Source organism: Nitratireductor aestuarii (genome assembly GCF_014641695.1).
Lineage (GTDB): Bacteria > Pseudomonadota > Alphaproteobacteria > Rhizobiales > Rhizobiaceae > Chelativorans > Chelativorans aestuarii.
Genome location: NZ_BMIF01000007.1, coordinates 1 through 26199 on the forward strand (window position 1 = coordinate 1; position 26199 = coordinate 26199).

Consider the following 26199-nt stretch of genomic DNA (forward strand, 5'->3'; position numbering starts at 1 on the left):
CCGACATTGGCGACCTGCTGCCGTTCAACTTCTCCAAGGCAAATGCCAAATAAAGCTGGATACGGCTAGAACCCGTGCGCGATTACGCCTGAAGAGGCCGTCTAGGCGCATCGAAAATCGCGCTTACCGATGCTCCACCAACAGTCTGCGGTTCGCTTCAAAGAGTGCCACTATGTGACGGGTGCTCATGGGGTATCTCCGGGAGGGCAGAAAGGGAGCGGGATGGTACGGCCTCACTCCCATTGAGGGTTCCTATTGCTGGTTCCTATTGCTGGTCTCGGCTTGCGTGGTACTCAATGCCTGCCTTCTGGTCTTCCCTCCATGCCTCTATCCAGCTGGTGAGGTCCTCCCCGTTCTGCCAATCACGGAGGAATAGGTGGACCTCGAAGTCCTCAAGATGCTCAAGAGCAAAGCCTATAGCGGCAACAGGGTCTTTAATCAGGCTGAGGATTTCAGCATCGGTGGTAGAGGCGGTGAGAAGAGGGAAGATGTTTTTTCCGGTAGCCATAGGTCTGTCTCCATAGGTTGAACCTGCTAGGTTTAACTGCTATGGTTTTCAAATCGGAAGCAAAGAAAAGCCCAATGTTTTCAATGCTTGGACTTGTGGAGGAGCGATTTCGAGTCTCTCATCGCCCACCATTCCACCCCCCCTTCACAATAAAGCTTTTCTCTGAAGCCGATGCTATGTGGTTGTGTCCAAACACGACCTATTGGCCAGTGCAGTTTCCCATTTGATCAGCGGCGCTGATTTTCAGGGCGGTTGGAGGGCCACTGGAAGTTTTCCGGGCTATACCTGTTTCGGAGAGGGTCTTCGCGATATAGTTTTTCGCCTATCATGCAGTCGTAGGGGCTTTCTGCACGAGCCAGCACAACGGTTGGCTTGTCATGTCCAGAAGGAATTTTCTGGGATGTCTCCAATATCAACTTGCGGCGTATGGCAGCCGGAAACTCCGACCAATCCGTAACCGGAATCACGAACGAGCCTGGCCCTCCGGAGACACAACTGCGGAAGTACACGTCGAGATTCGCCAGGTCGTTGTCGCTGAAATCAACCTGGTCGGTCATCAGCGGCAGACCATTGATAACTATACCCTCGGCAACAGCCCGATCGCGAGCCTCCGTGACAGGCGGACCCTCGTTGTTCGTTCCGTCGCCCGAGACGTCGATTACGCGCCTTATCCCTTCATGCGGATTCTGATCAAACAGGTTCATGCTAAAGTTGATCGCACCCGAGATCGAGGTGCGCCGGGGCTGATATGAAGGCACGCGATCCAACTTCTTCGCGAAAGCCTCTGCATCCTCCATGTTCGCAATAATAGTCCAGGGCACCACCATCTTCTGCCATGTGACGCCAGCCCATTCGAAGAAAGTCACTGAGATACGGCCATAGGGCCCGGACATTATCGCGCGAACAACATCAGGGTCTGTCAACGCTGCCGCATATCCCTCACGTTGCAACATCAACTCGTCTGGTGTCATGGAGGTGGAAATATCAACTGCCAGCACCAGTTCCAGATCTACCTTCTCACCGGCATATGACGCGCAAAGCGTGGCAGCCGACAAGCCGAGGGCAAGAACGAAACTGAGCGGAGATCTCCTCATAAATATATCATACCAGCTTTTCATTCTCTGGCAAAGTTTAGTCTTTCGAATGCCGTCCTGAAATCGTCCAGCGTCAGTACTCGCGGGCTTTCCGCGTAAGAAAAATTGCCGTTAATAAAGATCTCGCAAGCCAGTATTTGCCTGTTTACAGCGGAACTGCGAAATACAAAGGATCTCCTGCCGGGAATTCTGACCCTGCTCGCCCCGTTTCGCCCTCTTCGTGGCCCCCATGGAACCATCTCAACTCCCCCTTGTTCGGTCTCACGGGGGAGTTTGAGAGAGGTGACCGATGTTCTTGCGCGTTGACAAACTGCAGGTGGAACTACCTGCGCCCAAGAGACAGGATCCCAATGCTGCCGCGGCCTTGCAGGAATTGCTTGGCGGTAAATACGGCGAGATGTCCACGCTGGGCAACTATCTCTTCCAGAGCTTCAACTTCCGATCCAAGAGCAAGCTGAAACCGTTCTATAGCCTCGTCGCGGCCATTACCGCCGAGGAGCTGGGGCATGTGGAACTGGTCAGCAACGGCGTCGCCATGCTGAACAACGGACCGGACAGCAAGCTGGACGATACCGGCGACGGCGGCGACATTTCCAATGCGCCTTACGAGGCGATGAAGGATATCCGCCTCGCGGGCGCCTTCTTCTCGCATGGCGGCGGGTCGACGCCCGTCAACAGCAACGCCATGAGCTGGAACGCCGACATGGTTACCACGACTGGTAACGTCGTCGTCGACCTCCTGCACAATTTCCATCTCGAATGCGGTGCGCGTCTTCACAAGCTGCGCGTCTATGAAAGCCTTAGCGACCCCACGGGGCGCGAAGTCTGTGGTTACCTGCTCGTCCGCGGATCTGTGCACGCCCACGCCTATGCGCTGGCGCTCAAGAAGATCACCGGCGTCGACCTCGACAAGTTCCTGCCGACCCCGAACATCCCGCTCGACAAGATCCCGGAATGCCAAAAATATCTGGCGGAAGGCTCGCATCGCAGGCTCTACACGTTCAGCCCGACCGACTACAAGGAGATGGCTGGCATCTGGGGCAATGGCGAGACGGCGCTGCCGACTGATCCTCCAGGCGAGCTCGAGGTGATCGACGGCATGCCGGACGGCGGCAAGATTCACGACCTCGTCGGCATCCCATCCGCCTTCACGCCAGACTATGCTCCGGAAGAGATGTTCGAGATCGCGACCAAGCTTTACAAGAAGTCGCGGTAGCAGCAGAGGCCGGGCGCCTGGCGTCCGGCCATTCTCAAGGCAAAAATTATTGACCGTTCAGGTTGTAAAGCCGTCCCTCATCCTGGATCTGGTCGAGCGGTGCGGACATGATCGCCTCAAATCCGTGCCGATTATAGAAGGTCTGCACGTCCCCTGCCCCAAGCAGCCCCATTTCGATGAGTCGCGAACCGAAGCCGGTGTTCTCCGGTGGTGATACCGGCGGGCCACCTGATTCGCGCCAGTGGAAAACAAGCGTCTTGTCGCCGTTGTTCCAGCGCACTTCCCAGGAGACCGAAACGCTTCCGGTGGCGTTGGACAGCGCGCCATATTTCAGCGCGTTGGTCATCAGTTCGTGGACCGCAAGCGACATGGAAAGCGCGCCCTTGGGGCCGATCAGGATCTCACGGCCCTCGAGCAACACCCGCTCCTTCACGCCCAGCGACGATGCGATACCGTCGACGATATCCTCGATGGTGCCGCTGGAGTTGCGCCCCATTCGGAGCACGTCGTGGGCATTGGCAAGTGCATGGAGCCGGCTGGCGAAGCTCTTCAGGTGCTCACTTTCCACTGCCGTCCGAAAGGTCTGTGTAGCGATCGCCTGAATGATGCTGAATGTGTTCTTGATTCGGTGCGCGAGCTCGGCGTTGAGGATTGCGGCGATCTTTTCCGCTTCCACCTTGCCGGTGGTTTCGATCAGCGTGTTCATCACGCCGGCCACGCGGCCCTCGCCATCTAGGATCGGGCTATAGGAGAACGTAAAGTAAGCCTGCTCCATGTGGCCGTAGCGATTGATGACGAGCGGGTAGTCCTCGATGTAGGTCGCCTCGCCTGCGAAGGCCTTGGCAGCGATCGGCGCCAGTTCCGACCACGCCTCCTCCCAGATGACGTGGAGTGGCTTGCCCATGCACTCGGTTTTGTCGCCGAGGATCATGCGGAAGGCATCGTTATAGACGGTGGTGTAGTCAGGCCCCCAGATCACCGCCTTGGGAAACATGGAGGCAAGCATCATCTGCACTGCTGTCTTGAGTTGTACAGACCAGCCTTCCGGTTCCCCCAAGGGCGTTCGCGCCCAGTCCAATTGCCTGATCTCTGAGGCAGCTTCGCCTGACCTGGGAACGAAATACAACTCGTCTCTCAAATAGGTTACCCACTGAACGCGTGGCGCAGCAAAGCTGGCTGCCACAGGCCTAACGGCGATGCTTCAAGTCATTATCAAAGCAACATTCAGCGGAAATGTCAAAGCGCGCGAAGAACTTCGCGCGCCTATGAAAATCGACTCCGGAAACCCTTAAACTCCGGTTTGTCAGGCAAGCTGATCTGCCTCCCCTAACCTTCGCAGAAGACCTGCCGGCGGGCGTTCTGGGCGCGGATCTCCTCCACAGTTTCGGGCGTGTCCCGGCTTGCAGAGAAGGTGATCGGCTTCCAGATCAGGCAGACCTCACTTGGAATCCCGGTTGAAGGGGTCGTCTTGCACCCGGCCATCGACGCGAGCAGCATCGGCACGCCTAATGCGAGCGAGATCAGCTTCACGGCGCTTTGCATCTTCAGCCTCCTTTTTGGCCCTGCCTGAACTCTCAGCTTTCGCCCACACCCCGCCCAGGCCAAGAACCGTGGCAACCGCGCCGATGATGTAGGGGAGAAATCGCAACATCAGATTTCAGACCTCCGGCGACGCAGGTACTCGGTCGCCAACCCATTGGCGAACAGGAACCAGGGAAGTATGTCAGGCGGCAGGATGCCCTGAATGAGCGACGAGTCTGTATAGGTCGCCATCATGGCGAGCGAACCGATGCCGGTCTGCAGTCTCGCCCAGAAAATGGTCTCACTATCACGGAAAAACTTACTAATACGGCTCCACATGTCAGCCTCCAAAAAGGGATACGATCTGGTTCCAGAAATAGGTTGCTGCGGCAGCGATGCCTGCGAACACAGCTGCAATTGCGCCTCCAGCGGCTGCGCCTGAGGACTTGGCATTGTCGTTGGCAGCTTCAGGCTCCGGCTCAGCACGCGTCTCGGGTGCAGCCGGTTCATAGGGCGCTGCTGCCGGTTCAGGTGCCATCGCTAGCGGCTCAGGCGCTGGTGCTGGCGTTGGCTCAAGCTTTGGCTCGGGCGTTGGCTCTTGCTGGGGTGCCGACGCCGCATCCGCTGGCTCGGGGATTGCGTGAAGCCCACTCTTGGCCATTTCCAACGCGTGCTGGCGGACCCCAAGAACCCGGCTTCCCCAGCCCTTGCCAAAGGTGCTCCAGGTCGACAGCCCCTGCATGAAGGCGAGACGGTCGTCACAAAGCCGGTTGATCACCAACTCGGGCTTCATTGCGTTGACGGCAGCCAGCGTGCCTGAACCGATGGCGCCATCCTGAGCTACCCCTGCAACCCGCTGCAGAAACTTGACCGCCCGTCCAGGGCCGCTATTCACCGCAAAATCGAAGACGGCATAGTCGACGCCGAGGGGAAGCAAGTCTGCCTTCACGGCATCCCAATAGAAGAGTTTGTAGACCCTCTCGACCTCGTTCGGCTTTATGGCCTTCAGGTCTTCGACCGTGCCATCCTGCTTGACGTAGCGTCGGTAATTCGCCAGCGTGATGCCCTTGTTGGTGGCTCCGCCAGGGTCCTTCGGATGATTGACGAACCCGCCTTCGTGGGTCAACACGAGCGGCAAGGCCCTACGAAAGTTCGTTTCCATGGCCATCCCTCACATAGGCCTATGCCCTGCTAGAAGAATAAGGGGTGCCAAAAGCCGGAGGAGAAACGCAAGCAACAGAGAACACGCGGCTTGCGGCTATCTCATTCAATTACCCGTCAGATTCTTGTTCTTGGTCCGTGGTTGGGTGTATTTCTATCCATGCCGAACCCGAACGATCCCGCGCGATGCGAAGCCAGATTGTGTTCGCAGTCCAATTGTCCGAGAAGAACAAGCAGGATCCAAAGAGTCGAATAACACATGAGAGGCGCAGCCAGCCTCCCCTGCCAGGAAGTAGCTACATGAACCCTGTTCTAGGTACCTATGCAGTGCTGATCGCGGCGATCGTTTGCGAAGTCATAGGGACGTCGTTCCTTGCCGCTTCGCAACAGTTCACCCGGCTGTGGCCCTCTGTGGCAACGGCTGTCTGCTACGGCGCGTCGTTCTACTTCCTGTCGGTTGCGTTACGCACGCTGCCGATCGGCATTGCCTATGCAATCTGGAGCGGCCTCGGTATCGTGCTCATCTCGCTCGCCGGATATGTTGTCTACAGGCAGATCCTCGATCTGCCGGCGATCATCGGGATCGGGCTTATTCTGAGCGGCGTGCTCGTCATCAATCTTTGGTCAAACAGTGTGGTGCACTGAAAAATGTAGCTCATGCTGGAGCCCTCCTGGTTCGACGGGCTCAGCATGAGGGTTGGGTGGCCCTTTCCAGGCAACAAAAAAGGGCCGGCAAACCGGCCCCTTTTTCCCTCTCCTGTCGGAGAAAAACGGTTAGCCGTTGACCGCGTCCTTCAGGCCCTTGCCGGCGGTGAACTTGGGAACGTTCCGTGCCGGAATCTGAACTTCTGCGCCCGTCTGAGGGTTGCGGCCCGTGCTTGCTTCCCGGCGAGACACGCTGAAGTTGCCAAAGCCAACGAGACGTACATCACCGCCTGCCTTGAGCTCGTTGGAGATTACGGCAAAGACGGCGTCGACTGCCGACTGTGCATCGCCCTTGGAGATGCCGGCCTTTTCGGCAACGGCAGACACTAGCTCGTTCTTATTCATAAACAACAAACCCCTGTTGATGGCGCCCGCAATCGATTCACGGGCAAGGGCCGCAGTTTAGGAAGAACGCGCGCAATGACCAAGCGCTAAAAGCAGCGGAAACCCATGAATTCCACGGATTCCAACCGTTTTCAGCACAAAAAAGCCGGCCCTGGGGCCGGCTTCTTCGAAATTCATCCAAGAACGCTTGCTTAGTGGGCTATGGCCTGGGTTCCAGCGCCCTCGCCCGCTTCCACGGAAGCGGTCGTTGCAACCGGTTCCACCCACTCGATCGGGGTGAGCTTGCGTAGCAGCGCATGCTCCAGAACCTCGCCAACGCGGCTGACCGGAATGATCTCCAGCCCGCTCTTCACGTTCGCCGGAATGTCCGCCAGATCCTTGGCGTTTTCCTCCGGGATGAGGACGGTCTTGATGCCGCCACGCAGTGCCGCAAGGAGCTTCTCCTTGAGGCCGCCGATCGGCAGGACCCGACCACGCAGCGTGATCTCGCCCGTCATCGCGATGTCCTTGCGGACCGGAATGCCGGTCATGACCGACACGATCGCCGTAACCATCGCGACACCGGCAGACGGACCATCCTTTGGGGTTGCGCCTTCCGGCACGTGCACGTGGATGTCCTTCTTGTCGAAGATCGGAGGCTCGATGCCGAAGTCCACCGCACGCGACCGCACATAGGATGCAGCCGCAGAGATCGACTCCTTCATCACGTCACGGAGGTTACCCGTGACCGTCATCTTGCCCTTGCCGGGCATCATTACGCCTTCGATCGTCAGCAACTCGCCGCCGACCTCGGTCCAGGCCAGGCCGGTGACAACACCAACCTGATCCTCGCCCTCAGCCTCGCCGAAGCGATAGCGCTGGACGCCAAGGTACTTGTCCAGATTGGCCTTGGTTACCTCGACGCGGTCGATACCGGTCTTCACGATCTCCGTCACGGCCTTGCGGGCCAGCTTCATCAGCTCGCGCTCCAGGCTACGAACGCCCGCTTCCCTGGTGTAGGTGCGGATGATCATCTGGATTGCGTCGTCGGACACGGAGAACTCCCCGTCCTTCAGCGCATGCTCCCGAATGGCCTTCGGCAGAAGGTGACGCTTGGCGATCTCTACCTTCTCGTCTTCGGTGTAACCGGCGATACGGATGATCTCCATGCGGTCCATCAGGGCCGGCGGGATGTTCAGCGTATTGGCGGTCGTCACAAACATCACATCCGAGAGGTCGTACTCGACCTCGAGGTAGTGATCCATGAAGGACGAGTTCTGCTCCGGATCCAGCACTTCGAGAAGTGCGGACGAAGGATCGCCACGGAAATCCATGCCCATCTTGTCGATCTCGTCGAGCAGGAAGAGCGGGTTGGACTTCTTGGCCTTGCGCATGGACTGGATCACCTTGCCCGGCATGGAGCCGATGTAGGTGCGCCGGTGACCACGGATTTCAGCCTCGTCGCGTACGCCGCCAAGGGCCATGCGGACGAACTCACGTCCGGTCGCCTTGGCGATCGACTTGCCGAGCGAGGTCTTACCAACGCCGGGAGGACCTACGAGGCAGAGGATCGGACCCTTGAGCTTGTTCTGCCGGCTCTGCACCGCCAGGTACTCAACGATACGCTCCTTGACCTTCTCGAGGCCGAAGTGATCGGCATCCAGAACCTCTTCAGCGAAGTTCAGATCGGTGCGAACCTTGGAGCTCTTCTTCCACGGAATGGAGAGCAGCCAGTCGAGATAGTTGCGGACCACCGTCGATTCGGCAGACATGGGCGACATGCTCTGCAGCTTCTTCAGTTCGGCCTGCGCCTTCTCGCGAGCTTCCTTGCTCAGGCGGGTCTTCTTGATCCGCTCCTCGAGCTCGGTGATCTCGTTGCGACCGTCCTCACCCTCACCGAGTTCCTTCTGAATGGCCTTCATCTGCTCATTCAGGTAGTACTCGCGCTGGGTCTTCTCCATCTGCCGCTTGACGCGGCTGCGGATGCGCTTCTCGACCTGCAGAACGGAGATCTCGGCTTCCATGAAGCCCATGGCCTTCTCAAGCCGGACGCGAATGGAAACGGTCGCCAGCATCTCCTGCTTCTCGGGGATCTTGATGGCAAGATGCGAGGCAACAGTGTCAGCAAGCTTCGAGTAGTCCTCGATGTGAGTAACAGCACCCACGACCTCGGGCGAGATCTTCTTGTTCAGCTTTACGTAGTTCTCGAAGTCGGCCACGACCGAGCGCGCCAGCGCCTCGATCTCGACCTGATCTTCCTCGGGCTCCTCGAGCAGCTCAACGGTTGCTTCGTGGTAGTCCTCGCGCGACGAGAAATTCGTGAGCCGCGCCCTCGCTACACCTTCTACCAGAACCTTTACGGTTCCGTCCGGCAGCTTGAGCAGCTGAAGCACGTTGGCAATGGTGCCGATGTCGTAGATCGCACCTGGCTCAGGATCATCGTCGGCTGCATTCATCTGGGTGGCAAGCAGTACCTGCTTTTCTGCCCCCATAACCTCTTCCAGTGCCTTGATCGACTTTTCGCGCCCGACAAAGAGCGGCACGATCATGTGGGGGAAAACCACAATGTCGCGCAGAGGCAGGACCGGAAAGAGCGTGTCACCAGAAATCTTCGGGTTTTCCGTCATTTGTCAGCCTTTTCAGTCGCAACCGCTTGGGATCGGTCGCGAACAGTTTGGAAACCGGGCTTCGTCCACCCTATAGAAGGCTTGCCCCCAGCAACGCCCGAAACGGATTGAACATCCACCACTATTCTACACATAGGTGGATGTTGGAAGGGACAAGATCAAGAGCTTCAGACGTTTTCCATTGCAGCGCGCTCATACGGGCCGCTGCAATGGAGTTCGCTCGGCCAGGTAGCGTCAAGCGCTGACGCTACCCTTCTCATTTCCGCGTTCCGCGTAGATATAAAGCGGACGAGCGTTGCCACTCACGACTTCATCAGAGATGACGACTTCCTGCACCCCCTCGAGCGCAGGCAGCTCGAACATCGTATCGAGCAGAATCGTTTCCATGATCGAGCGGAGACCACGAGCACCCGTCTTGCGCTCGATCGCCTTCTTGGCGATCTCGGTCAGGGCTCCTTCATGGAAAGTAAGCTCGACATTCTCCATCTCGAACAAACGCTGGTACTGCTTCACCAACGCATTCTTCGGTTGTGTAAGGATCTGAATCAGGGCCGCCTCGTCCAGATCTTCCAGCGTAGCCAATACGGGAAGACGACCGACAAATTCGGGTATCAGACCGAACTTGAGCAGGTCCTCCGGCTCCACCTGGCGAAGCAACTCGCCCGCACGGCGGTCTTCCGGAGCCTCGACAGAGGCACCGAAACCGATCGAGGTCTTGCGACCGCGATCCGAAATGATCCGCTCGAGGCCGGCAAAGGCGCCGCCGCAGATGAACAGGATGGATGAGGTATCCACCTGCAGGAATTCCTGCTGCGGGTGCTTCCGGCCGCCCTGGGGCGGTACGGAAGCGACCGTGCCTTCCATGATCTTCAGAAGAGCCTGCTGGACGCCCTCGCCCGACACGTCACGCGTGATGGACGGGTTGTCAGACTTGCGGCTGATCTTGTCGATCTCGTCGATGTAGACGATGCCGCGCTGGGCCCGCTCGACGTTGTAGTCGGCAGCCTGAAGCAGCTTCAGGATGATATTCTCGACGTCCTCGCCCACGTAACCGGCTTCGGTCAGCGTCGTCGCGTCCGCCATAGTGAACGGCACGTCGATGATGCGGGCGAGTGTCTGGGCGAGCAGCGTCTTGCCGCAACCGGTCGGTCCGATCAGCAGAATGTTGGACTTGGCAAGTTCAACGTCGCCGTTCTTGCTGGCATTGGCCAGACGCTTGTAGTGGTTGTGGACAGCGACGGCCAGAACGCGCTTGGCGTGCTGCTGACCGATCACGTAGTCGTCCAGAACCGACATGATTTCCTGGGGGGTCGGAACGCCCTCGCGGGACTTCACCATCGAAGACTTGTTCTCTTCGCGGATGATGTCCATGCACAACTCAACGCATTCATCGCAGATGAACACAGTCGGGCCTGCAATCAGCTTGCGAACCTCATGCTGGCTCTTTCCGCAGAACGAGCAGTACAGCGTGTTCTTGGAGTCGCCGCCGCCGTTGCTGATCTTGCTCATCTCACACGTCCTTTCAGTTCACCCGCGCCCATCGGGTTCTTTGCAAACGCTCTTCCATTCTACTGAAGAGCGATGAAGGGGGGATTTGGTTCCCCCATTCCTGGATTGCCAACGAAACACAAATTGAAAAGCGCGGCAACAACCCCAAGGGATATATAGGGCCTCCGATTTTTCAATATTGGCTTAACGCCCCGCTCGTTCCCCATGAGATTAAAGGTAAATGAGACCGTAACGCGACGAAATGCCAATATGAGCATTTCGGAGGCGCTACTCGGATTGCGGGCCTTCGATTGCTTCGCGTGACGTGATGACCCGATCGATCAGGCCAAATTCCTTCGCTTCGTCAGCCGTCATGAAATGGTCGCGGTCAAGCGTCCTTTCAATGGTCTCGTAGTCGCGACCCGTATGCTTCACGTAAATTTCATTCAGCCGGCGCTTCAGCTTGATGATGTCCTGGGCGTGGCGCTCGATGTCCGAGGCCTGGCCCTGGAAGCCGCCAGAAGGCTGATGCACCATGATGCGGGCGTTCGGGGTCGCAAGGCGCATGCCGGTCGCGCCCGCCGTCAGAAGCAGGGAGCCCATCGACGCAGCCTGGCCAATGCAGAGCGTGGAAACAGGCGGCTTGATGAACTGCATCGTGTCATAGATCGCCATGCCGCTCGTCACGATGCCACCAGGGGAATTGATGTACATCGCGATTTCCTTCTTGGGGTTTTCAGCCTCAAGGAAAAGCAACTGGGCGCAGACCAGCGAAGCCATGCCGTCTTCGACCGGACCCGTCAGGAAGATGATCCGCTCCTTGAGAAGGCGGGAGAAGATGTCATACGCGCGCTCGCCACGGTTCGTCTGTTCGACAACCATCGGGACAAGGTTGAGCGCAGTCTCGACAGGATTTGCCATGGGAAAACCTTCTTGTTTGCTGACCGCGACACGGATGGGAGCGGCAGATTCGTTCACACCAGCCGATATAGGATGCCCCCTCTATGATGCGCAAGGCCGAGACGTGGATATCGTTAAGAGCGCAACAGGCAGATACGAGCGTTTCCCCGTTCTTCAATGAACTCTGTTCTCCCGACCGCAATCCGTGATTCGTGCGCGATCTGCGATGATTCGGGACGAGTTGATGAAGCGAGGATACGGGACGCGAGCCTTACTGGTCGCGTCCCGTAAGTGTGACCTCAGATCCCGGCCAGCGCCTGATCCAGATCCGCAATGATGTCGTCGGCGTCCTCGATGCCGATCGACAGGCGAACGACGTCCGGACCTGCGCCGGCGGCGATCTTCTGCTCGTCGGAAAGCTGGCGGTGCGTCGTGGATGCCGGGTGGATGATCAGGGACTTGGTGTCACCGATGTTGGCAAGGTGCGAGAAGAGCTTCACGCCCTCGACCACCTTCACGCCCGCGTCGAAACCGCCCTTCAGGCCGAAGGTGAACACGGCGCCAGCGCCCTTCGGCGCATATTTCTGGTGAAGCGCGTAGTTCGGATCTTCCGGCAGGCCCGGATAGGAGACCCACTCCACGGCTGGATGCTTCTGCAGCCACTGCGCCACCTTGAGCGCGTTGTCGCAATGACGCTGCATTCGGAGTGCCAGCGTCTCGATGCCGGTCAGAATCAGGAAGGCGTTCATCGGTGCGATCGCCGGGCCGAAATCGCGCAGACCGAGCACGCGTGCACCAAGGGCGAAGGCGAAGTTGCCAAAAGCCTCATGCAGGACGATGCCGCCGTATTCAGGACGCGGTTCGGACAGCATCGGATAGTTGCCGGACTTCGACCAGTCGAACGTGCCGCCATCGACGATTGCGCCGCCGACGGAGTTGCCGTGGCCGCCCATGAACTTCGTCAGCGAGTGGACCACGATGTCTGCGCCGTGCTCGATCGGACGAACCAGATATGGTGACGCCATCGTGTTGTCGACGATTAGCGGCAGACCGTGGCGCTTCGCGATTTCCGAAATCTTCTCGATGTCTACGAACGTGCCGCCCGGGTTAGCGAGGCTTTCGATGAAGATCGCGCGGGTCTTATCGTCGATCTGGCTCTCGAAGGACGAGAGATCTTCAGGATTCGCCCAGCGGACTTCCCAGCCGAAGTTCTTGAAAGCGGTGCCAAACTGGTTGATCGAACCGCCGTAGAGCTTGCGGGCAGCGATGAAATTGCAGCCCGACTGCATGATCGTGTGGAAGACCAACAGCTGGGCGGCGTGGCCCGAGGCGGTCGCTAGGGCTGCGGTGCCGCCTTCAAGGGCTGCGATCCGCTCCTCCAGAACGCCCTGCGTCGGGTTCATGATGCGGGTATAGATGTTGCCGAAAGCCTTGAGACCAAACAGCGACGCCGCATGCTCCACATCGTTGAAAACATAGGATGTGGTCTGATAGATGGGCGTGGCACGGGCGCCCGTGGTTGGATCGGGCTGTGCACCGGCATGAACCGCCAATGTGTCAAAGCCGGGCGTACGATCTGTCATGTCTGACCTCCTTGAGACAAAACTCGAAACTGCGGACATCATTAGCTTCGCTCCAACAGGAGGCAAAGAAGCTTTTGGTCCAAGATGACCTGTTTAGTAGCAATTTCACTCGGAAAGCGGTGCGGGAGCTAGAATTTCATTCCTCGAGAGAGCCCGTCGCAAAAACGCGCTACCTCTCGCAGTTACCATGCGTGGTAACTATCTGCCGCTCCATTTCGGATCGCGCTTCTCTATAAAGGCGCCGATGCCCTCTTCCGCATCTTGAGCCATCATGTTTTCCACCATGACCTGGACGGTGTACCGGTAGGCGTCTTCAAGGCTCATCTCGGCCTGACGATAGAAGGCTTCCTTGCCGATCTTGAGCGTCAGCGGCGACTTGGCGACAACGATCCGTGCCAACTGCAGTACGGCATCATGCAGCGCTTCCCGCTCTACAACGCGATTGACGAGGCCATAGGACAGCGCCTGCTCCGCGTCCATCTTCTCGCCCGTCAACAGCATTTCCATCGCCTGTTTGCGCGGAATGTTGCGGGAGAGCGCCACCATCGGCGTCGAGCAAAAGAGACCAATGTTGACGCCGGGCGTGGCGAAGGTTGCGTGCGCTGTCGCGACCGCCAGATCGCAAGATGCGACGAGCTGACATCCTGCCGCCGTGGCGATTCCGTCAATGGCAGCAATCACCGGCTTCGGGAGCTTGACGATGGCCAGCATCAGCGAGGCGCAGAGTTCCATCGTTTGGGCGAAGAAGGCGCGGCCGCCATCCGGATCGCTGCGGCGGGCCTGCATTTCCTTAAGGTCATGACCTGCGCTGAACACCTTTCCGTCATGACGGAGGATGACCACACGAACCTCAGGATCCCTGCCCGCCCGTTCGATTGCAGCCTTGAGTTCGGTCATCAAGGCAATGGACAGCGCATTAGCCGGAGGATTGGCAAGGGTGAGGCGCAGGATCCCCTCCTCCAGGTGCTCCCGTACCAGAGCCTCCTTCGTCACAACGTCAGCCGATGATGCAGCCATGCCGGAATTCCTCCTCGATATTTCCTGCCCCCCAAGCTAGATGACTAGACGCAGAAGTTCCAGTTCTACGAACCCCGAACCCATTCTGCCTGCAATATGGTGAGGTAAAATATTACCACACTTATAAGCCATTGTTTTTAGGTATCTTTTTTGGACTGACCCAGGATCGGTTGAGTTGACTTTGCGACCACCGCCCTCTATAAGCGCCCAATCGTGATCCAAGGTCACGTGTCGAGGGCTTCATAGCCATCGGGTCAAGCAACAAGAAATGTCCTGCGGTTCACCCTGCAGGATCGGATATGGAAACTCTACCATGAAAACCTTTTCGCAGAAGCCTGCGGAAGTAACGAAGAAGTGGGTTGTTATCGACGCCGAAGGTCTGGTCGTTGGTCGTCTCGCATCGCTCGTTGCCAACCGTCTGCGCGGCAAGCACAAGCCAACCTTCACGCCTCACGTTGACGACGGTGACAATGTCATCATCATCAATGCCGACAAGGTTGCCCTGACCGGCCGCAAGTACGAAAACAAGAAGTACTACTGGCACACCGGTTACATCGGCGGCATCAAGGAGCGCACTGCTCGCCAGATCCTCGAAGGCCGCTTCCCGGAGCGCGTTCTCGAGAAGGCTATTGAGCGCATGATCCCGCGCGGTCCTCTCGGCCGCCGTCAGATGAAGAACCTGCGCGTCTACGCCGGTGCTGACCATCCGCATGAAGCACAGCAGCCAGAGAAGCTGGACGTTGCTGCGCTCAACAAGAAGAACGTGAGGGTGTAGCCCGATGGCTGAACTGAATTCACTCCAGGAACTCGGCGCTGCAACGCAGGCCGCTGCACCGGCTGCTCCTGTCCATGTACAGAAGCTTGACGCGCAGGGCCGCTCCTACGCCACCGGCAAGCGCAAGAACGCAATTGCCCGCGTATGGGTCAAGCCGGGCTCCGGCAAGATTACCGTCAACGGCAAGGAATTCGCTGCGTACTTCGCACGTCCGGTTCTGCAGATGATCCTGCAGCAGCCAGTCGTTGCTACCAACCGCGTCGGCCAATACGACATCGTTGCAACCGTTGTCGGCGGTGGTCTCTCCGGCCAGGCCGGTGCGGTTCGTCACGGCATCTCCAAGGCTCTGACCTACTTCGAGCCAGAGCTGCGCGGCGTTCTCAAGAAGGGTGGTTTCCTCACCCGCGACAGCCGCGTCGTCGAGCGCAAGAAGTACGGCCGCGCCAAGGCACGTCGTTCGTTCCAGTTCTCGAAGCGCTAATCAGAGCTTCACGGACTTTCGAGAAAGCGGGCTTCGGCCCGCTTTTTTGTTGGGCGCATTTCCAAATGACCGCTCAAAAGAAAAAGGGACCCGCTAACGAGCCCCCTCTCCTTCAGTAACTGAAGTTGCTTCTTATGCGGCGTCCTTGCGGACTGCCTGCAGGGCAACTGCCCACTTGTAGAGTTCATCCAGCAGCCCCGTCGCGCCCTGCACGATCGGCTCGCTCGGCGTGAAAACGCCTTCGTTGATGAACTGCGGGAACTGCGGCACCGGTACGGTCTGCGGCAGCGCGTGCATGTTGAGGTTCGCAACCATCTGGCGCAGCTCCTGAGCAGCGCGCAGGCCGCCCGAGATGCCGCCGTAGCTGACGATGCCGGCAGGCTTGTAGGCCCACTCACGCGACAGGACCTGAAGCGCGTTGATCAACGATGCGGGCGGGAAAGACGTATATTCCGGGGTCAGGAACAGGAAGGCGTCACCGGAAGCAACGCTGGCTGCCCAGCGCTTGGTATGCTCATGCTCATACTTCTGCATGACCGGGTGAGCAGCTTCGTCAAGGAGCGGCAGGTTGAAATCAACCAGGTCAACCAGTTCAACCTGGAACTTGCCATGCTTCTCAGCGAGTTCCTTGACCCACTGGCCGATGACAGGGCCGACGCGACCCGGACGGGTGCTGCCGATGATGATATTAAGTTTAGGAGCCATTCTATCGCACTTGCTGCGACCGACACGTGGGAGGGCGCGCCGGTCTGGACTAACATTAGAACACTGGAAAAGCCTGGGTAGATTTTACACCAGTTAATGATCCAGTGTTGGCCTTTCAACTCGTTCAAAGGCTTCCGGTCAAGTTTCGACTTTGTCGCAAAGGTGAACGCTGTGTTTAGCGATTAGGATCCAATCCTTCCTCTCCCGCATGATCTGCCCGGCAAATCCGGGAGTTGATTTTGAGCGGGATATGGACCATCTGTCAGCTAATCTTTCATGGGCATTGGTAGAATGGCAAAGATCTTCATCGACGGCGAACACGGCACCACCGGCCTTCAGATCCGCTCACGGCTCGAGGGCCGCACCGACATCGAGCTCATCTCGATCCCGGTGGAACGCCGCAAGGATGCGGGTGCGCGCGCCGAGTACTTGAACAACGCGGACATCGCGATCCTTTGCCTGCCCGATGATGCCGCTCGCGAGAGCGTTTCCCTGGTGGCGAATGGCAACACGCGCATCATCGATGCGTCGACCGCGCACCGCACGGCCGAAGGCTGGACCTACGGTTTTGCCGAGATGGACAAGGATCAGGCGAAGGCCATCGCCACCGCACGTTACGTGGCCAATCCCGGCTGCTGGCCGCAGGGCCCGATCGCGCTGCTGCGCCCGCTGATCACCGCCGGCCTTATCCCGGACAACTATCCAGTGACCATCAACGGCATTTCCGGCTACTCCGGCGGTGGTCGTTCGATGATCGAGGACTATGAGTCCAAGGGCGAGGATGCGCCTGAGTACCTGCCTTACGGCCTCACCCTCAACCACAAGCACCTGCCGGAGATCCGGTCCTTTGCCAAGCTTGCCATCGACCCGCTGATGCAGCCAGTCGTCGGCAACTTCGCTCAGGGCATGATCACCATGGTGCCGCTGCAGCTTGGACACCTGCCGAAGGTTCCAACCGGCGTCGAGCTCCACGCAGCGATCGCCGATCACTTCGCTTCGCTGGAAGGAAGCGTCGTGGAAGTTGCTCCCTTCGAGGCGATCGATCGTTCGCCCGAGATCCAGCCGGAGGTGTTCAACGACACCAACAAGATGCGGCTCCACGTCTTTGCCAACGACAAGCGGGCGCAGGCAGTTCTGCTGGCTGTCTACGACAACCTCGGCAAAGGCGCTTCGGGTGCAGCCGTCCAGAACCTGGACATCATGCTGCGGGGCTGATGCTTCGACAAGCTCAGCATGAGGGCGTCGTACTAAACAAAAATGCCGCCTCAAGGGCGGCATTTTTCATTTGAGGAGACTTCTGGATCAGACCTGCTCGTAGGGCACGTTGATCTCGACCTTGTGCTCCATCCATTCCGGAATCGGAAGGTTCTTGGTGCGCAGGAAGGCTGGGTTGAAGAGCTTCGACTGGTAGCGAGTGCCGTAGTCGCAAAGCATCGTCACGATCGTGTGGCCGGGACCCAGGTCCTTCGCCAGGCGGATCGCACCAGCGATGTTAACGCCGGACGATCCGCCAAGGCAAAGGCCCTCCTCCTGGACGAGGGAAAAGATGATCGGCAAAGCCTCCGCATCCGGGATCTGATAGGCAAAATCAGGACGGAAACCTTCCAGGTTCGCGGTTACGCGGCCCTGGCCGATGCCCTCAGTGATCGAGTCGCCTTCGGCCTTCAGCTCACCGGTCGTGTAGTAGCTGAACAGCGAAGCGCCGAGCGGATCGGCAAGGGCCACCTTGACGTCGGAGCTGAAGCCGCGCAGGCCTTCCGCCACACCCACCAGCGTACCACCGCTGCCCACGGCCGAAACGAAGCCGTCAACCTTGCCGCCGGTCTGTTCCCAGATCTCACGGGCGGTTGTCACGCGGTGGCCGTCGCGGTTGGCGACATTGTCGAACTGGTTCGCCCAGATCGCACCGTTCGGATCGGTCTTCGCCAGCTGTTCGGCCAGTCGTCCGGAAAGGCGGACGTAGTTGTTCGGGTTGCGGTACGGGACAGCCGGAACTTCGATCAGCTCCGCGCCGAGCAGCCGCAGCGCGTCCTTCTTTTCCTGGCTCTGCGTCTCGGGAATGACGATCGTGGTGCGGTATCCCAGCGCCTTGGCGACCATGGTGAGGCCGATGCCGGTGTTGCCAGCCGTTCCTTCCACAATCCGGCCACCGGGCTGCAGCAGACCGCGCTTCTCCGCGTCGCGGATAATGAAGAGCGCCGCTCGGTCCTTCACCGACTGGCCGGGGTTCATGAATTCGGCCTTGCCGTAGATCTCACAGCCCGTTTCTTCCGACGCGCGCTTGAGCCTGATCAGTGGCGTGTTGCCAATTGCTTCCAGAACTGACGAATGCATGGAAATTAACCTCTTGTGTACTCGCAACCTAGAAAGAGGCCGGCAAACTAGCAAGGACGCCCGTTTCGTCCGCAGGCGTCCGAGAGGTATGAAAATCTTTGAAAGGGCTTGAAGAAGAAATCAGATTTCATCGACGTTCTGAGTTCCGGCTCAGGCGGGAACTTCCTGCCGCGCGGGCTTCGCGTCCTCGGCAAAGAGGTAGATGAAGAGGCCAATCGCCAGCGCCAATGAGAAGCATGCAAAGAGCACCTGATAGCCCCAGGAAGGGTCTTCCGGCACGGCAGCTGCCGAGTAGATCCCCGCGAACAGGAACTGCGTCAGCCCCACGCCACCGATCGAGAAGAAGTTCAGGAGCGTTGCGCCACGGCCGGTCAGATGCGACGGCATGAAGGCCTTTCCGTGTGCGAGCAGAACACCATAGCTGCCACCGCAGAAGGCGATGACGATGAGTGCCGCTACCATGTGCATGACCGGAGCCGTCGGAACCATTGCCAGCCACAGGAGCACCGCAATGGTGGCCACCGAGCCCCATACGAGGATCCACTTGCGCGTCCTGAACAGCGTGTCGAGGGGTCCATAGGCGAAGGAGCCGATGGCCAACGCTACGGCCATGTAAAGCGCCACCTGGCCGATAAAGGTGGCATCGGCATGGTAGACGTCGCGCAGATACGGCCCCACCCAGAGCCCTCGGATGGCCTGGGATGGAATGTTCATGACGATCGCCATGGGGATGATGAGGCAGAAGGCTTTGGAGCGGAAGAGATCGAGGTAACCGCGGATCATGCCGGACATCGAGACCGGCGCGTCAAGCGGCGGTTCCTTGACGAAGAGGAAGATGGCGGCAGAAATGATGAGGGTGCTAATTGCAAAACCGGTCATCACCGTTCGCCAGCCCCACAGCTCCGCTGCAACAGCAAGCGGTGACGTGCCGATGATGCTGCCGACCAGACCGAGGCCGATGAAGAACGAGGTGAGGATCGACAGACGCGCCGGCGGATAGCTTTTCGCAAAAATGAAGACGGAGGCCATCAACACCGGTGAACAGCCCATGCCGATCAGCGCCATGGCGATGATCACTGCCCCTGGGCTGGATGCCAGCGCCATCAGCAACGCGCCAAGGGTTCCGCATACCCCCATCAGATAGGCGGCCGTGCGGCGCGGGCCGAAACGGTCGAGCGAGATCCCCACCGCAAACTGCATTACGGCGAACACGGCATACCACGCGCCGGAAGCCATGGAGAGCTCCGCGTGGGTGGCATTGAGTTCCGATGTGAGGACTGGCGTCAGGACGGCAAGAAACGATCGGTAGAACTGCGAAAGCATGTATGCAGCTGTCAGTGCAACGATCCCCACCACGACTCACTCCTCCATAAGCCCATCCCGGCACTTTAAAGCGCTGAGAGCCCGCGTCTACTGGAGGCGTTATGCTCATTCGATTCATGCGGCATAACGAAAACGGCAGCCGGATGCCTCCGGACTGCCGTTTGGATGTATACCTGCGCCTGAGCTTTAAGCGGCGCGGATCGTGCGGCGCTGCTGTCCGCCTTCAGAAGGACGGCGGCTGCGCTTCTGCTGGCCCCTGCCCGCTCCGGCATGCTCGCCATTCTCACGCTTCGGCTGGCCGGACCTCGGAGGAGCCGAGCCCTCCGCCTTCTTGGCGTTGTTGCCGAACTTGGGACGACCAGCAGGAGCGCTGCGCTTCGGCTGTCCCTCGCCAGCCTTCTCGCCTTCCATCAGCGGCGCGCCGGTCACGTCCTTGATGACCGTCAGCTTCTGGCGGATCAGGCGCTCGACCTGGCGCAGCTTCGAAGCCTCGGCAGGATCGCAGAGCGTGATCGCCTCGCCTTCCGCGCCATTACGGCCGGTGCGGCCAATGCGGTGCACGTAGCTTTCCGCCTCGTCCGGCAGGTCGAAGTTTACCACATGGCTGATGCCCGGCACGTCAATGCCGCGGGCGGCGATGTCGGTGGCCACCAGGATGCGGACCTTGCCGGCACGGAAGTCGTTCAGCGCACGCTGGCGAGCGTTCTGGGACTTGTTGCCGTGGATGACGGCCGCTGCAAAGCCATCACGCTCCAGATCACGGGTCACGCGATCGGCGCCGTGCTTGGTGCGGGCGAAGACGATGATCTGCTTCATGGCGTCGCCCGAGAGCAGGCCAGCGAGGATCGCACGCTTCTGCTTCAGCCGTGCCATGATCACGCTCTGCTTGATCTCAGGAGCAGCCGTTCCCTGCTTCACGACCTCGACGCGGACGGGGTTCTTCAGGAGGCTGTTCGTCAGCTCCTCGATTTCCGCCGGCATGGTGGCCGAGAACAGGCAGGTCTGGCGCTTCGGATGGGTCGCCTTGGCTATGCGGCGGACTTCATGGATGAAGCCCATGTCCAGCATACGGTCGGCCTCGTCCAGAACCAGGTAGCGGGTCTCAGCCAGGCTGATTGCGCCTTCCTGCATCAGGTCAGCAAGACGGCCGGGAGTCGCGATCAGAATATCGACACCCTGCGCCATGCGGCGCACCTGGCTGCCACGGTTGACACCGCCCAGGACGAGTGCCGTGAAGATGCGGGAGCCCTTGGCGAGATCCTTGATGACGGTTTCAATCTGTACCGCCAGCTCACGCGTCGGCGCAAGGATCAGGGCCTTTGCCGTACGTGGCTTGTTGCGGGACTGTTCGGCAACGATCTTCGACAGAATGGGCAGCGCGAATGCAGCTGTCTTGCCCGATCCCGTCTGGGCGAGACCCAGGATGTCGCGGCCTTCGAAGGCATGTGGAATGGTCTGTGCCTGGATCGGCTTGGGCTCGGTCATGCCAACAGCGTCAAGCGCCTTCAGCAGCATTCCGGAAATACCCAGTTCAGCGAACCCGTTCGGGGTTGCGTCAATAGCGTTCGTCAAAACGTTCTCTTTCTCTCGCGTGCAGCAAAGGCACGCAAATACGGTGGGATGAGGCGCAACTCACCAATCAGCATTCAATGAAACGACAAGACGGCGGATCATTCCGCACGGCTGCGCTGTCGTGGCTACGGATCTTCCGTAACCTTTCCGCCTAACAGTTCCAGGAAGAACATGAGGAGGACAAGCGCAACCAGTCCGCTGAGGGAAAACCGGATCAACCCGGTCCATGCGCCTCCCGCTCATATGGAGCAAAGGGCGCAAGATTGCAAACGAATTAGTCCAAAGAAGCGATTTTGCGCATCATTTCTTCGAGAGCGAGCACCGTTCGCCAGTTGCGGGCGGTCCCCGCAAGCTTCAGCGTCGGCTCGATCTTTGGCGCGAAAAGGGACCGCCCCATGCCATCCGGCGTATGGAGGTAAAGGAACCTCCCCTGCACCGTGAAACGCTCGGTGCCGGTGGCTTTTTCCGTCAGTTTCTGGATAGCTTCCGGATCAGGCTCCCGCTCCAGAGCATAGAGGTGGAGCTTCGTTGGCTCCGCCACAGCATCCGGAAACGGGTTACCGGAAATGGCTCCCTGCCAGTCCTGGTGTGAGCGGACCAGCACGTGCTTTTCGAAGCCCATTTCCTTGCGCACGATTGCTGCCACACGCTCCGCCACCCCGGGCTCGTCAAGCTCTGAACTCAGGACGGCATTGCCGGAGTTGATGTAAGTCGAAACATGGCCAAAATTGCCTTCCGCCAGCACCGTCCGCAGCTGCTTCACCGGCAGCTGGGTTGCCCCACCGACACCGCGAAACAGAATGACGTAAGCAGAAGAGGTCATATCAGAAGGCTGGAGATCGTGTCGTTCTCAGTGATGTCCTGATAGGCCCAGCCAGAATCCTCAAAGCGTTTCAACAGCGTCTTGAAGTGGCGGGGGTCCTTGGTCTCGATGCCGATCAGGACCGAACCGAAGTTGCGGGCCGACTTCTTCAGGTACTCAAAGCGCGTGATGTCGTCTTCGGGCCCGAGCAGGTCGAGAAAATCGCGCAGCGCACCCGGGCGCTGGGGAAAGCGGAAGATGAAGTACTTCTTCTTGCCCTCGAAGCGCAGCGCGCGTTCCTTCACGTCCGGCAGGCGCTCAAAGTCGAAATTGCCGCCGGAGATCAGGCAGACCACCGTTCGCCCCTTGATGCTGGCGCGCGGGAGCGTCTTCAGGACGTCAATTGACAGCGCACCGGCAGGCTCAAGGACGACGCCCTCAACATTGAGCATCTCGATGATCGTCGCACAAACGCTGTTTTCCGGCACAAGATGCACCAGATCCAGCGGGAAAGATTTCAAGCGCCGGAATGGCTCCTTGCCGATCTCGGCCACGGCCGCACCGTCAATGAAATTGTCGACCTGCGGGAGCTTCACCCGCCTGCCCGCCTCAAGGCTGCGCGCAAGACTGGGCGCGCCGGAAGGCTCGACGAACATGAACTGCGCGCCAGCGCCGATCTCATGCAGATAGGAGGTAACACCAGCGGCAAGACCGCCGCCGCCCACGGGCAGGATGATCAGCGCGCCATCCAGACGGTCGCCAAGCTGCTGGACCAGTTCGTGGGCAATGGTCGCCTGACCCTCGATGATGTCCACATGATCAAACGGCGGCACCATGATCGCGGTGGTGGACGCGGCAAAGACTTCGGCCGCTCGGTTGCACTCGTCGAAAAAGTCGCCAACCAGCTGAACCTCGATGAACTCGCCGCCGAAGAGACGCGTCTTGTCGATCTTCTGCTGCGGTGTCGTCACCGGCATGAAGACCACGCCCTTTTTCTGGAAATGGCGGCATGCATAGGCGAAGCCCTGCGCATGATTGCCAGCGGAGGCGCAGACGAAACTCTCGACCGTAGGATCGGCCTCCAGTGCCCGGCGGATAAACGTGAAGGCACCGCGCAGTTTATAGGAGCGAACGGGCGTAAGGTCTTCACGCTTCAGATAAATCTCGGCTCCGGTCTTGCGCGAAAGATAGGCGTTCCGCTGAAGTGGCGTTGAGGGGAACAGTTTACCCAACGCTTCCTCGGCCCGTCTCACCCGCTCAACAAAAGCGTTCATTTTCACTGCCCTTCTCACGCGACGTCTGGATTATCCCGCTGATTTCAGCCACACCCTTGCTATCGCACATTGTGCACCGTGAAGCGAATCTCGTGTTCAAGCGTTCGCCTCGATGAAGAAGCGCCGCCCTGGAGGACCCTGCCTGTGCAATACACGGCTGTTCGTGCCGCCATTCACATAGCTTCGATCTTTGCGCTCTATCTCTCCGTGGCAATGCTGTTCCCGGCCGCAGTCGACCTCTATTATGGTAACAGCGACTGGGAAGTCTTTACAATCACTGCTTTTTTCAGCGGAGGCTTGGCAGCAGGAATCGCACTCGCCACCCAGGGATCAAGGCCTGTCCTCTCATCACGCTTCGGCTTTCTGCTGGTAAACCTCTTGTGGTTTACGGCTTGCGTCGTCGGCACTGCACCGCTTCTCGCCTCGTCGCTTGATCTCGACGTTCCCGATGCATTTTTCGAGGCCGTTTCGGCGGTGACCAGCACCGGTTCAACGGTTCTGGTGGGGCTCGATGCTCTGCCGCCCGGCATCCTGCTCTGGCGTTCGCTCCTACAGTGGGTCGGTGGTCTCGGCGTGATCGCGCTCGGCCTCTTCATCCTGCCGTTCCTGAATGTCGGCGGCGTCTCCTATTTCAAGATCGAATCGACCCACATAGAAGACCAGCCGTTCGACCGCTTCTCCACCTTCGTGCGCACGCTCATGAGCATCTATGTGATGCTCACCTTCATCTGCGCCATCGCCTATGCGTTCGCTGGAATGCGCCTGTTCGATGCGGTCAATCACGCGATGACGACGCTCGCGACAGGCGGGTTCTCGACCCATGATCTCTCGATGGGTTTTTACAACGACCAGCCGGCCATCCTCTGGATCGCGACGATCTTCATGTTCATCGGTGGCCTGCCCTTCTCGATGCTGATCCTGTTTTTCGTGAAGGGCCGGTTCGATGCGCTACGCGATCCACAGATCAAGGTCTATGCTGGTTACGTGCTGGTTTTCGTGCTCTTGGGTGCAGCCTACCTGCGACTGGCCGACGGACGCAGCCCCGGCGATGCCCTCACCCATTCCGCCTTCAACTTCGTCTCGATCATCACGACCACGGGCTTTGCAACAGAAGACTATGGCCTCTGGGGCTCGCTCGGTGTGGCCGGAGCGTTCCTCGCCATGTTCCTCGGCGGCTGCTCAGGTTCGACAGCAGGCGGCATCAAGGCATACCGGTTCCTGATCCTTTACGAGCTGCTGCGCAACGGCCTGCGCAAGCTCGTCTATCCAAACTCGATCCAGATCGTTCGCTATGGCGATCGTCCCGTGGAGGACGAATTGCAGCGGGCGGTGGTTCTCTATTTCGCCGCGTTTCTGGTGGTTTGGGCGATGATCATCCTGCTGCTGGCAGGCACCGGGCTCGACCTCATCACGTCGGTGACATCGGCGCTGACAGCCATCACCAACGTGGGCCCCGGACTTGGAACCTTCATCGGTCCGGTCGACAATTTCTCCACGCTCACCGATCCGGCCAAACTCATCATGGCCTTCGCAATGCTGCTCGGACGTCTGGAGATCCTGGCGGTGCTGGTGATCTTCACGCCGATTTTCTGGAAACGTTGAGCCTGTTGCGGCCGGGAAGGCCCGACCGCAACAGGCCTCGAAACTACTTCTTCTCGATGTCGAACAGCGAACGGTACTGGCGCGGCTGCGAACGCAGGTACTGATTTGGCGCGGCAACCCGATCGCCGAAGTGAGCAGCTGCATGCCAGGGCCAGCGCGGGTTGTAGAGGATAGTCCGGGCGAGCGCGATCATATCCGCGTCGCCCGTGCCTATGATTGCCTCGGCCTGCTCGAAATCGGTGATGAGGCCGACGGCCACCACCGGCATCTTCGTCGCCTGCTTCACGGCACGCGCGAGCGGCACCTGATAGCTCGGACCCACCGGGATCTGCTGGCGGGCATCGAGGCCCCCACTGGAGACATGAATCGCATCGCAACCGCGCGCTTCCAGCGCCTTGGCAAATTCGACCGTCTGCTCAATGTCCCAACCGCCCTCGACCCAGTCGGTGCCGGAAACGCGGATCGAAACCGTGCGGTCCGCCGGAAAGGCTTCACGAACCGCATCAAAGACTTCCAGCGGAAAACGCATGCGGTTCTCGAGGCTACCGCCATATTCGTCCTCGCGCCTGTTTGCGAGGGGCGAAAGGAACTGATGCAGCAGATATCCGTGAGCGCCATGGATCTGTACGGCGTCGATCCCGAGGCGCGCTGCCCTCTTGGCTGCCGCAGCAAAGGCGTCGCGAACGCGCTTCAGGCCATCGCGGTCGAGGCTCAGCGGCGCATTCTCGGTGCTCTGGAAAGGAAGGTTGGACGAGGACCATGTCTGCCAGCCGTTCGGGTGCTCAGGCCGCAGCTGCCCGCCGCCGTGCCAGGGCAGATCGGTCGAAGCTTTACGGCCCGCATGCGCAAGCTGGACCGCGATCGGCATATCCGACCAGCGGCGGACGGTCTCCAGCACCTTACCCATGGCCGCTTCGGTCTTGTCGTCCCAAAGCCCAACATCGCCGTAGCTGATACGGCCTGCGGGCTCCACGGCCGTAGCTTCGATGGTCAGCAGGGCCGCACCGGAAAGCGCCAGGTGGCCGAGGTGGATCTGGTGCCAGTCGCTCATGCAGCCATCTTCGGCCGAGTACATGCACATGGGCGCGATGACGATGCGGTTGGCGAGCTTCAGCTTGCCAACTTCAATGGGACTGAACAGACGGGACGGCATAGGCAAACTCTCTCATTTTCAAGACGAAGGGACG

General features: G+C 59.3%; 25 protein-coding genes. 6 read left to right on the top strand and 19 right to left on the bottom strand.

What is annotated here, in order from left to right; genetic code table 11:
• Positions 1-265 precede the first annotated feature (265 nt).
• A complete protein-coding gene (locus tag IEX27_RS11945) occupies positions 266-508 on the bottom strand; it encodes a hypothetical protein (RefSeq protein WP_244630344.1) in 243 nt (80 codons plus the stop codon).
• Positions 509-735: 227 nt separating this feature from the next.
• A complete protein-coding gene (locus tag IEX27_RS11950) occupies positions 736-1626 on the bottom strand; it encodes a DUF1194 domain-containing protein (protein ID WP_244630345.1) in 891 nt (296 codons plus the stop codon).
• A gap of 265 nt (positions 1627-1891) precedes the next feature.
• Between IEX27_RS11950 and IEX27_RS11955 the strand changes: the two genes are divergently transcribed.
• The gene (locus IEX27_RS11955) at positions 1892-2818 is read left to right on the top strand and encodes a manganese catalase family protein (RefSeq protein ID WP_188721298.1); all 927 of its coding nucleotides are present in this window, start codon (positions 1892-1894) and stop codon (positions 2816-2818) included.
• A gap of 46 nt (positions 2819-2864) precedes the next feature.
• Here the strand turns inward: IEX27_RS11955 and IEX27_RS11960 are convergent, their stop codons facing one another.
• From IEX27_RS11960 to IEX27_RS21575, 4 genes are all read right to left on the bottom strand, one after another.
• Positions 2865-3827 carry a sensor histidine kinase gene (locus tag IEX27_RS11960; RefSeq protein WP_244630346.1) on the bottom strand — a complete coding sequence of 321 codons (963 nt, stop codon included), beginning with the start codon at positions 3825-3827 and terminating at the stop codon, positions 2865-2867.
• 317 nt (positions 3828-4144) lie between these two features.
• A complete protein-coding gene (locus tag IEX27_RS11965) occupies positions 4145-4360 on the bottom strand; it encodes a hypothetical protein (protein WP_188721300.1) in 216 nt (71 codons plus the stop codon).
• Positions 4361-4468: 108 nt separating this feature from the next.
• Positions 4469-4678, bottom strand: coding sequence for a hypothetical protein (locus tag IEX27_RS11970; protein WP_188721301.1), 210 nt, complete (start codon positions 4676-4678; stop codon positions 4469-4471).
• Position 4679: 1 nt separating this feature from the next.
• Positions 4680-5501, bottom strand: coding sequence for a glycoside hydrolase family 108 protein (locus IEX27_RS21575; RefSeq protein ID WP_280516486.1), 822 nt, complete (start codon positions 5499-5501; stop codon positions 4680-4682).
• A 299-nt stretch (positions 5502-5800) separates the two neighbouring features.
• Here IEX27_RS21575 and IEX27_RS11980 point away from each other — a divergent pair, with 299 nt between their 5' ends.
• Positions 5801-6145, top strand: a complete 345-nt coding sequence (locus IEX27_RS11980; protein WP_188721302.1) for a DMT family transporter — start codon at positions 5801-5803, stop codon at positions 6143-6145.
• A gap of 129 nt (positions 6146-6274) precedes the next feature.
• Here IEX27_RS11980 and hbs read toward each other — a convergent pair whose 3' ends face one another.
• The 6 genes from hbs to IEX27_RS12010 form a co-directional block, all read right to left on the bottom strand.
• Positions 6275-6550 carry a non-specific DNA-binding protein Hbs gene (hbs, locus tag IEX27_RS11985; protein ID WP_188721303.1) on the bottom strand — a complete coding sequence of 92 codons (276 nt, stop codon included), beginning with the start codon at positions 6548-6550 and terminating at the stop codon, positions 6275-6277.
• A 191-nt stretch (positions 6551-6741) separates the two neighbouring features.
• Entirely contained in the window at positions 6742-9156 is a 2415-nt protein-coding gene (gene lon / locus IEX27_RS11990) for an endopeptidase La (protein WP_188721304.1), read from the bottom strand.
• A gap of 234 nt (positions 9157-9390) precedes the next feature.
• Positions 9391-10665 (bottom strand): ATP-dependent Clp protease ATP-binding subunit ClpX, encoded by a 1275-nt coding sequence (gene clpX / locus IEX27_RS11995; protein ID WP_188721305.1) that lies wholly within the window; start codon positions 10663-10665, stop codon positions 9391-9393.
• A 267-nt stretch (positions 10666-10932) separates the two neighbouring features.
• Positions 10933-11565, bottom strand: coding sequence for an ATP-dependent Clp endopeptidase proteolytic subunit ClpP (gene clpP / locus IEX27_RS12000; protein ID WP_188721306.1), 633 nt, complete (start codon positions 11563-11565; stop codon positions 10933-10935).
• Between the two features lie 278 nt (positions 11566-11843).
• Entirely contained in the window at positions 11844-13127 is a 1284-nt protein-coding gene (locus IEX27_RS12005; RefSeq protein WP_188721307.1) for an O-acetylhomoserine aminocarboxypropyltransferase, read from the bottom strand.
• A gap of 198 nt (positions 13128-13325) precedes the next feature.
• Entirely contained in the window at positions 13326-14144 is an 819-nt protein-coding gene (locus IEX27_RS12010) for an enoyl-CoA hydratase (RefSeq protein ID WP_188721308.1), read from the bottom strand.
• Between the two features lie 313 nt (positions 14145-14457).
• Here IEX27_RS12010 and rplM point away from each other — a divergent pair, with 313 nt between their 5' ends.
• Together rplM and rpsI are read left to right on the top strand one after the other, a co-directional pair.
• On the top strand, positions 14458-14919 hold the full coding sequence (gene rplM / locus IEX27_RS12015; RefSeq protein WP_188721309.1) for a 50S ribosomal protein L13: 462 nt from the start codon (positions 14458-14460) through the stop codon (positions 14917-14919).
• Positions 14920-14923: 4 nt separating this feature from the next.
• Entirely contained in the window at positions 14924-15400 is a 477-nt protein-coding gene (rpsI, locus tag IEX27_RS12020; protein ID WP_188721310.1) for a 30S ribosomal protein S9, read from the top strand.
• 132 nt (positions 15401-15532) lie between these two features.
• On the opposite strand, the gene IEX27_RS12025 is transcribed toward rpsI, so the two are convergent.
• Positions 15533-16105: an NADPH-dependent FMN reductase gene (locus tag IEX27_RS12025; protein WP_188721311.1), complete on the bottom strand. Its 573-nt coding sequence runs from the start codon at positions 16103-16105 to the stop codon at positions 15533-15535.
• A 291-nt stretch (positions 16106-16396) separates the two neighbouring features.
• Between IEX27_RS12025 and argC the strand changes: the two genes are divergently transcribed.
• Positions 16397-17320, top strand: a complete 924-nt coding sequence (gene argC, locus IEX27_RS12030) for an N-acetyl-gamma-glutamyl-phosphate reductase (RefSeq protein ID WP_188721312.1) — start codon at positions 16397-16399, stop codon at positions 17318-17320.
• 87 nt (positions 17321-17407) lie between these two features.
• On the opposite strand, the gene IEX27_RS12035 is transcribed toward argC, so the two are convergent.
• The 5 genes from IEX27_RS12035 to ilvA form a co-directional block, all read right to left on the bottom strand.
• Positions 17408-18439, bottom strand: coding sequence for a cysteine synthase A (locus IEX27_RS12035; protein WP_188721313.1), 1032 nt, complete (start codon positions 18437-18439; stop codon positions 17408-17410).
• Positions 18440-18589: 150 nt separating this feature from the next.
• Positions 18590-19795, bottom strand: coding sequence for an MFS transporter (locus tag IEX27_RS12040; RefSeq protein ID WP_188721314.1), 1206 nt, complete (start codon positions 19793-19795; stop codon positions 18590-18592).
• 153 nt (positions 19796-19948) lie between these two features.
• The gene (locus IEX27_RS12045) at positions 19949-21334 is read right to left on the bottom strand and encodes a DEAD/DEAH box helicase (protein WP_373869879.1); all 1386 of its coding nucleotides are present in this window, start codon (positions 21332-21334) and stop codon (positions 19949-19951) included.
• Positions 21335-21608: 274 nt separating this feature from the next.
• Positions 21609-22157, bottom strand: coding sequence for a DUF1697 domain-containing protein (locus IEX27_RS12050; protein WP_188721315.1), 549 nt, complete (start codon positions 22155-22157; stop codon positions 21609-21611).
• Positions 22154-23410 carry a threonine ammonia-lyase IlvA gene (gene ilvA / locus IEX27_RS12055; protein ID WP_188721316.1) on the bottom strand — a complete coding sequence of 419 codons (1257 nt, stop codon included), beginning with the start codon at positions 23408-23410 and terminating at the stop codon, positions 22154-22156. Before ilvA ends, IEX27_RS12050 begins: the two co-directional genes overlap by 4 nt.
• Positions 23411-23554: 144 nt before the next feature.
• Between ilvA and IEX27_RS12060 the strand changes: the two genes are divergently transcribed.
• Positions 23555-25012, top strand: coding sequence for a TrkH family potassium uptake protein (locus IEX27_RS12060; RefSeq protein WP_188721317.1), 1458 nt, complete (start codon positions 23555-23557; stop codon positions 25010-25012).
• Between the two features lie 43 nt (positions 25013-25055).
• Here the strand turns inward: IEX27_RS12060 and IEX27_RS12065 are convergent, their stop codons facing one another.
• On the bottom strand, positions 25056-26165 hold the full coding sequence (locus tag IEX27_RS12065) for an NADH:flavin oxidoreductase/NADH oxidase (RefSeq protein ID WP_188721318.1): 1110 nt from the start codon (positions 26163-26165) through the stop codon (positions 25056-25058).
• Positions 26166-26199: the final 34 nt, after the last annotated feature.

Coding starts and splice junctions, on each gene's coding strand:
- IEX27_RS11945 (WP_244630344.1), bottom strand. CDS start 508: ATGGCTACCGGAAAAAACATCTTCCCTCTTCTCACCGCCTCTACCACC.
- IEX27_RS11950 (WP_244630345.1), bottom strand. CDS start 1,626: ATGAAAAGCTGGTATGATATATTTATGAGGAGATCTCCGCTCAGTTTC.
- IEX27_RS11955 (WP_188721298.1), top strand. CDS start 1,892: ATGTTCTTGCGCGTTGACAAACTGCAGGTGGAACTACCTGCGCCCAAG.
- IEX27_RS11960 (WP_244630346.1), bottom strand. CDS start 3,827: ATGATGCTTGCCTCCATGTTTCCCAAGGCGGTGATCTGGGGGCCTGAC.
- IEX27_RS11965 (WP_188721300.1), bottom strand. CDS start 4,360: ATGCAAAGCGCCGTGAAGCTGATCTCGCTCGCATTAGGCGTGCCGATG.
- IEX27_RS11970 (WP_188721301.1), bottom strand. CDS start 4,678: ATGTGGAGCCGTATTAGTAAGTTTTTCCGTGATAGTGAGACCATTTTC.
- IEX27_RS21575 (WP_280516486.1), bottom strand. CDS start 5,501: ATGGAAACGAACTTTCGTAGGGCCTTGCCGCTCGTGTTGACCCACGAA.
- IEX27_RS11980 (WP_188721302.1), top strand. CDS start 5,801: ATGAACCCTGTTCTAGGTACCTATGCAGTGCTGATCGCGGCGATCGTT.
- hbs (WP_188721303.1), bottom strand. CDS start 6,550: ATGAATAAGAACGAGCTAGTGTCTGCCGTTGCCGAAAAGGCCGGCATC.
- lon (WP_188721304.1), bottom strand. CDS start 9,156: ATGACGGAAAACCCGAAGATTTCTGGTGACACGCTCTTTCCGGTCCTG.
- clpX (WP_188721305.1), bottom strand. CDS start 10,665: ATGAGCAAGATCAGCAACGGCGGCGGCGACTCCAAGAACACGCTGTAC.
- clpP (WP_188721306.1), bottom strand. CDS start 11,565: ATGGCAAATCCTGTCGAGACTGCGCTCAACCTTGTCCCGATGGTTGTC.
- IEX27_RS12005 (WP_188721307.1), bottom strand. CDS start 13,127: ATGACAGATCGTACGCCCGGCTTTGACACATTGGCGGTTCATGCCGGT.
- IEX27_RS12010 (WP_188721308.1), bottom strand. CDS start 14,144: ATGGCTGCATCATCGGCTGACGTTGTGACGAAGGAGGCTCTGGTACGG.
- rplM (WP_188721309.1), top strand. CDS start 14,458: ATGAAAACCTTTTCGCAGAAGCCTGCGGAAGTAACGAAGAAGTGGGTT.
- rpsI (WP_188721310.1), top strand. CDS start 14,924: ATGGCTGAACTGAATTCACTCCAGGAACTCGGCGCTGCAACGCAGGCC.
- IEX27_RS12025 (WP_188721311.1), bottom strand. CDS start 16,105: ATGGCTCCTAAACTTAATATCATCATCGGCAGCACCCGTCCGGGTCGC.
- argC (WP_188721312.1), top strand. CDS start 16,397: ATGGCAAAGATCTTCATCGACGGCGAACACGGCACCACCGGCCTTCAG.
- IEX27_RS12035 (WP_188721313.1), bottom strand. CDS start 18,439: ATGCATTCGTCAGTTCTGGAAGCAATTGGCAACACGCCACTGATCAGG.
- IEX27_RS12050 (WP_188721315.1), bottom strand. CDS start 22,157: ATGACCTCTTCTGCTTACGTCATTCTGTTTCGCGGTGTCGGTGGGGCA.
- ilvA (WP_188721316.1), bottom strand. CDS start 23,410: ATGAACGCTTTTGTTGAGCGGGTGAGACGGGCCGAGGAAGCGTTGGGT.
- IEX27_RS12065 (WP_188721318.1), bottom strand. CDS start 26,165: ATGCCGTCCCGTCTGTTCAGTCCCATTGAAGTTGGCAAGCTGAAGCTC.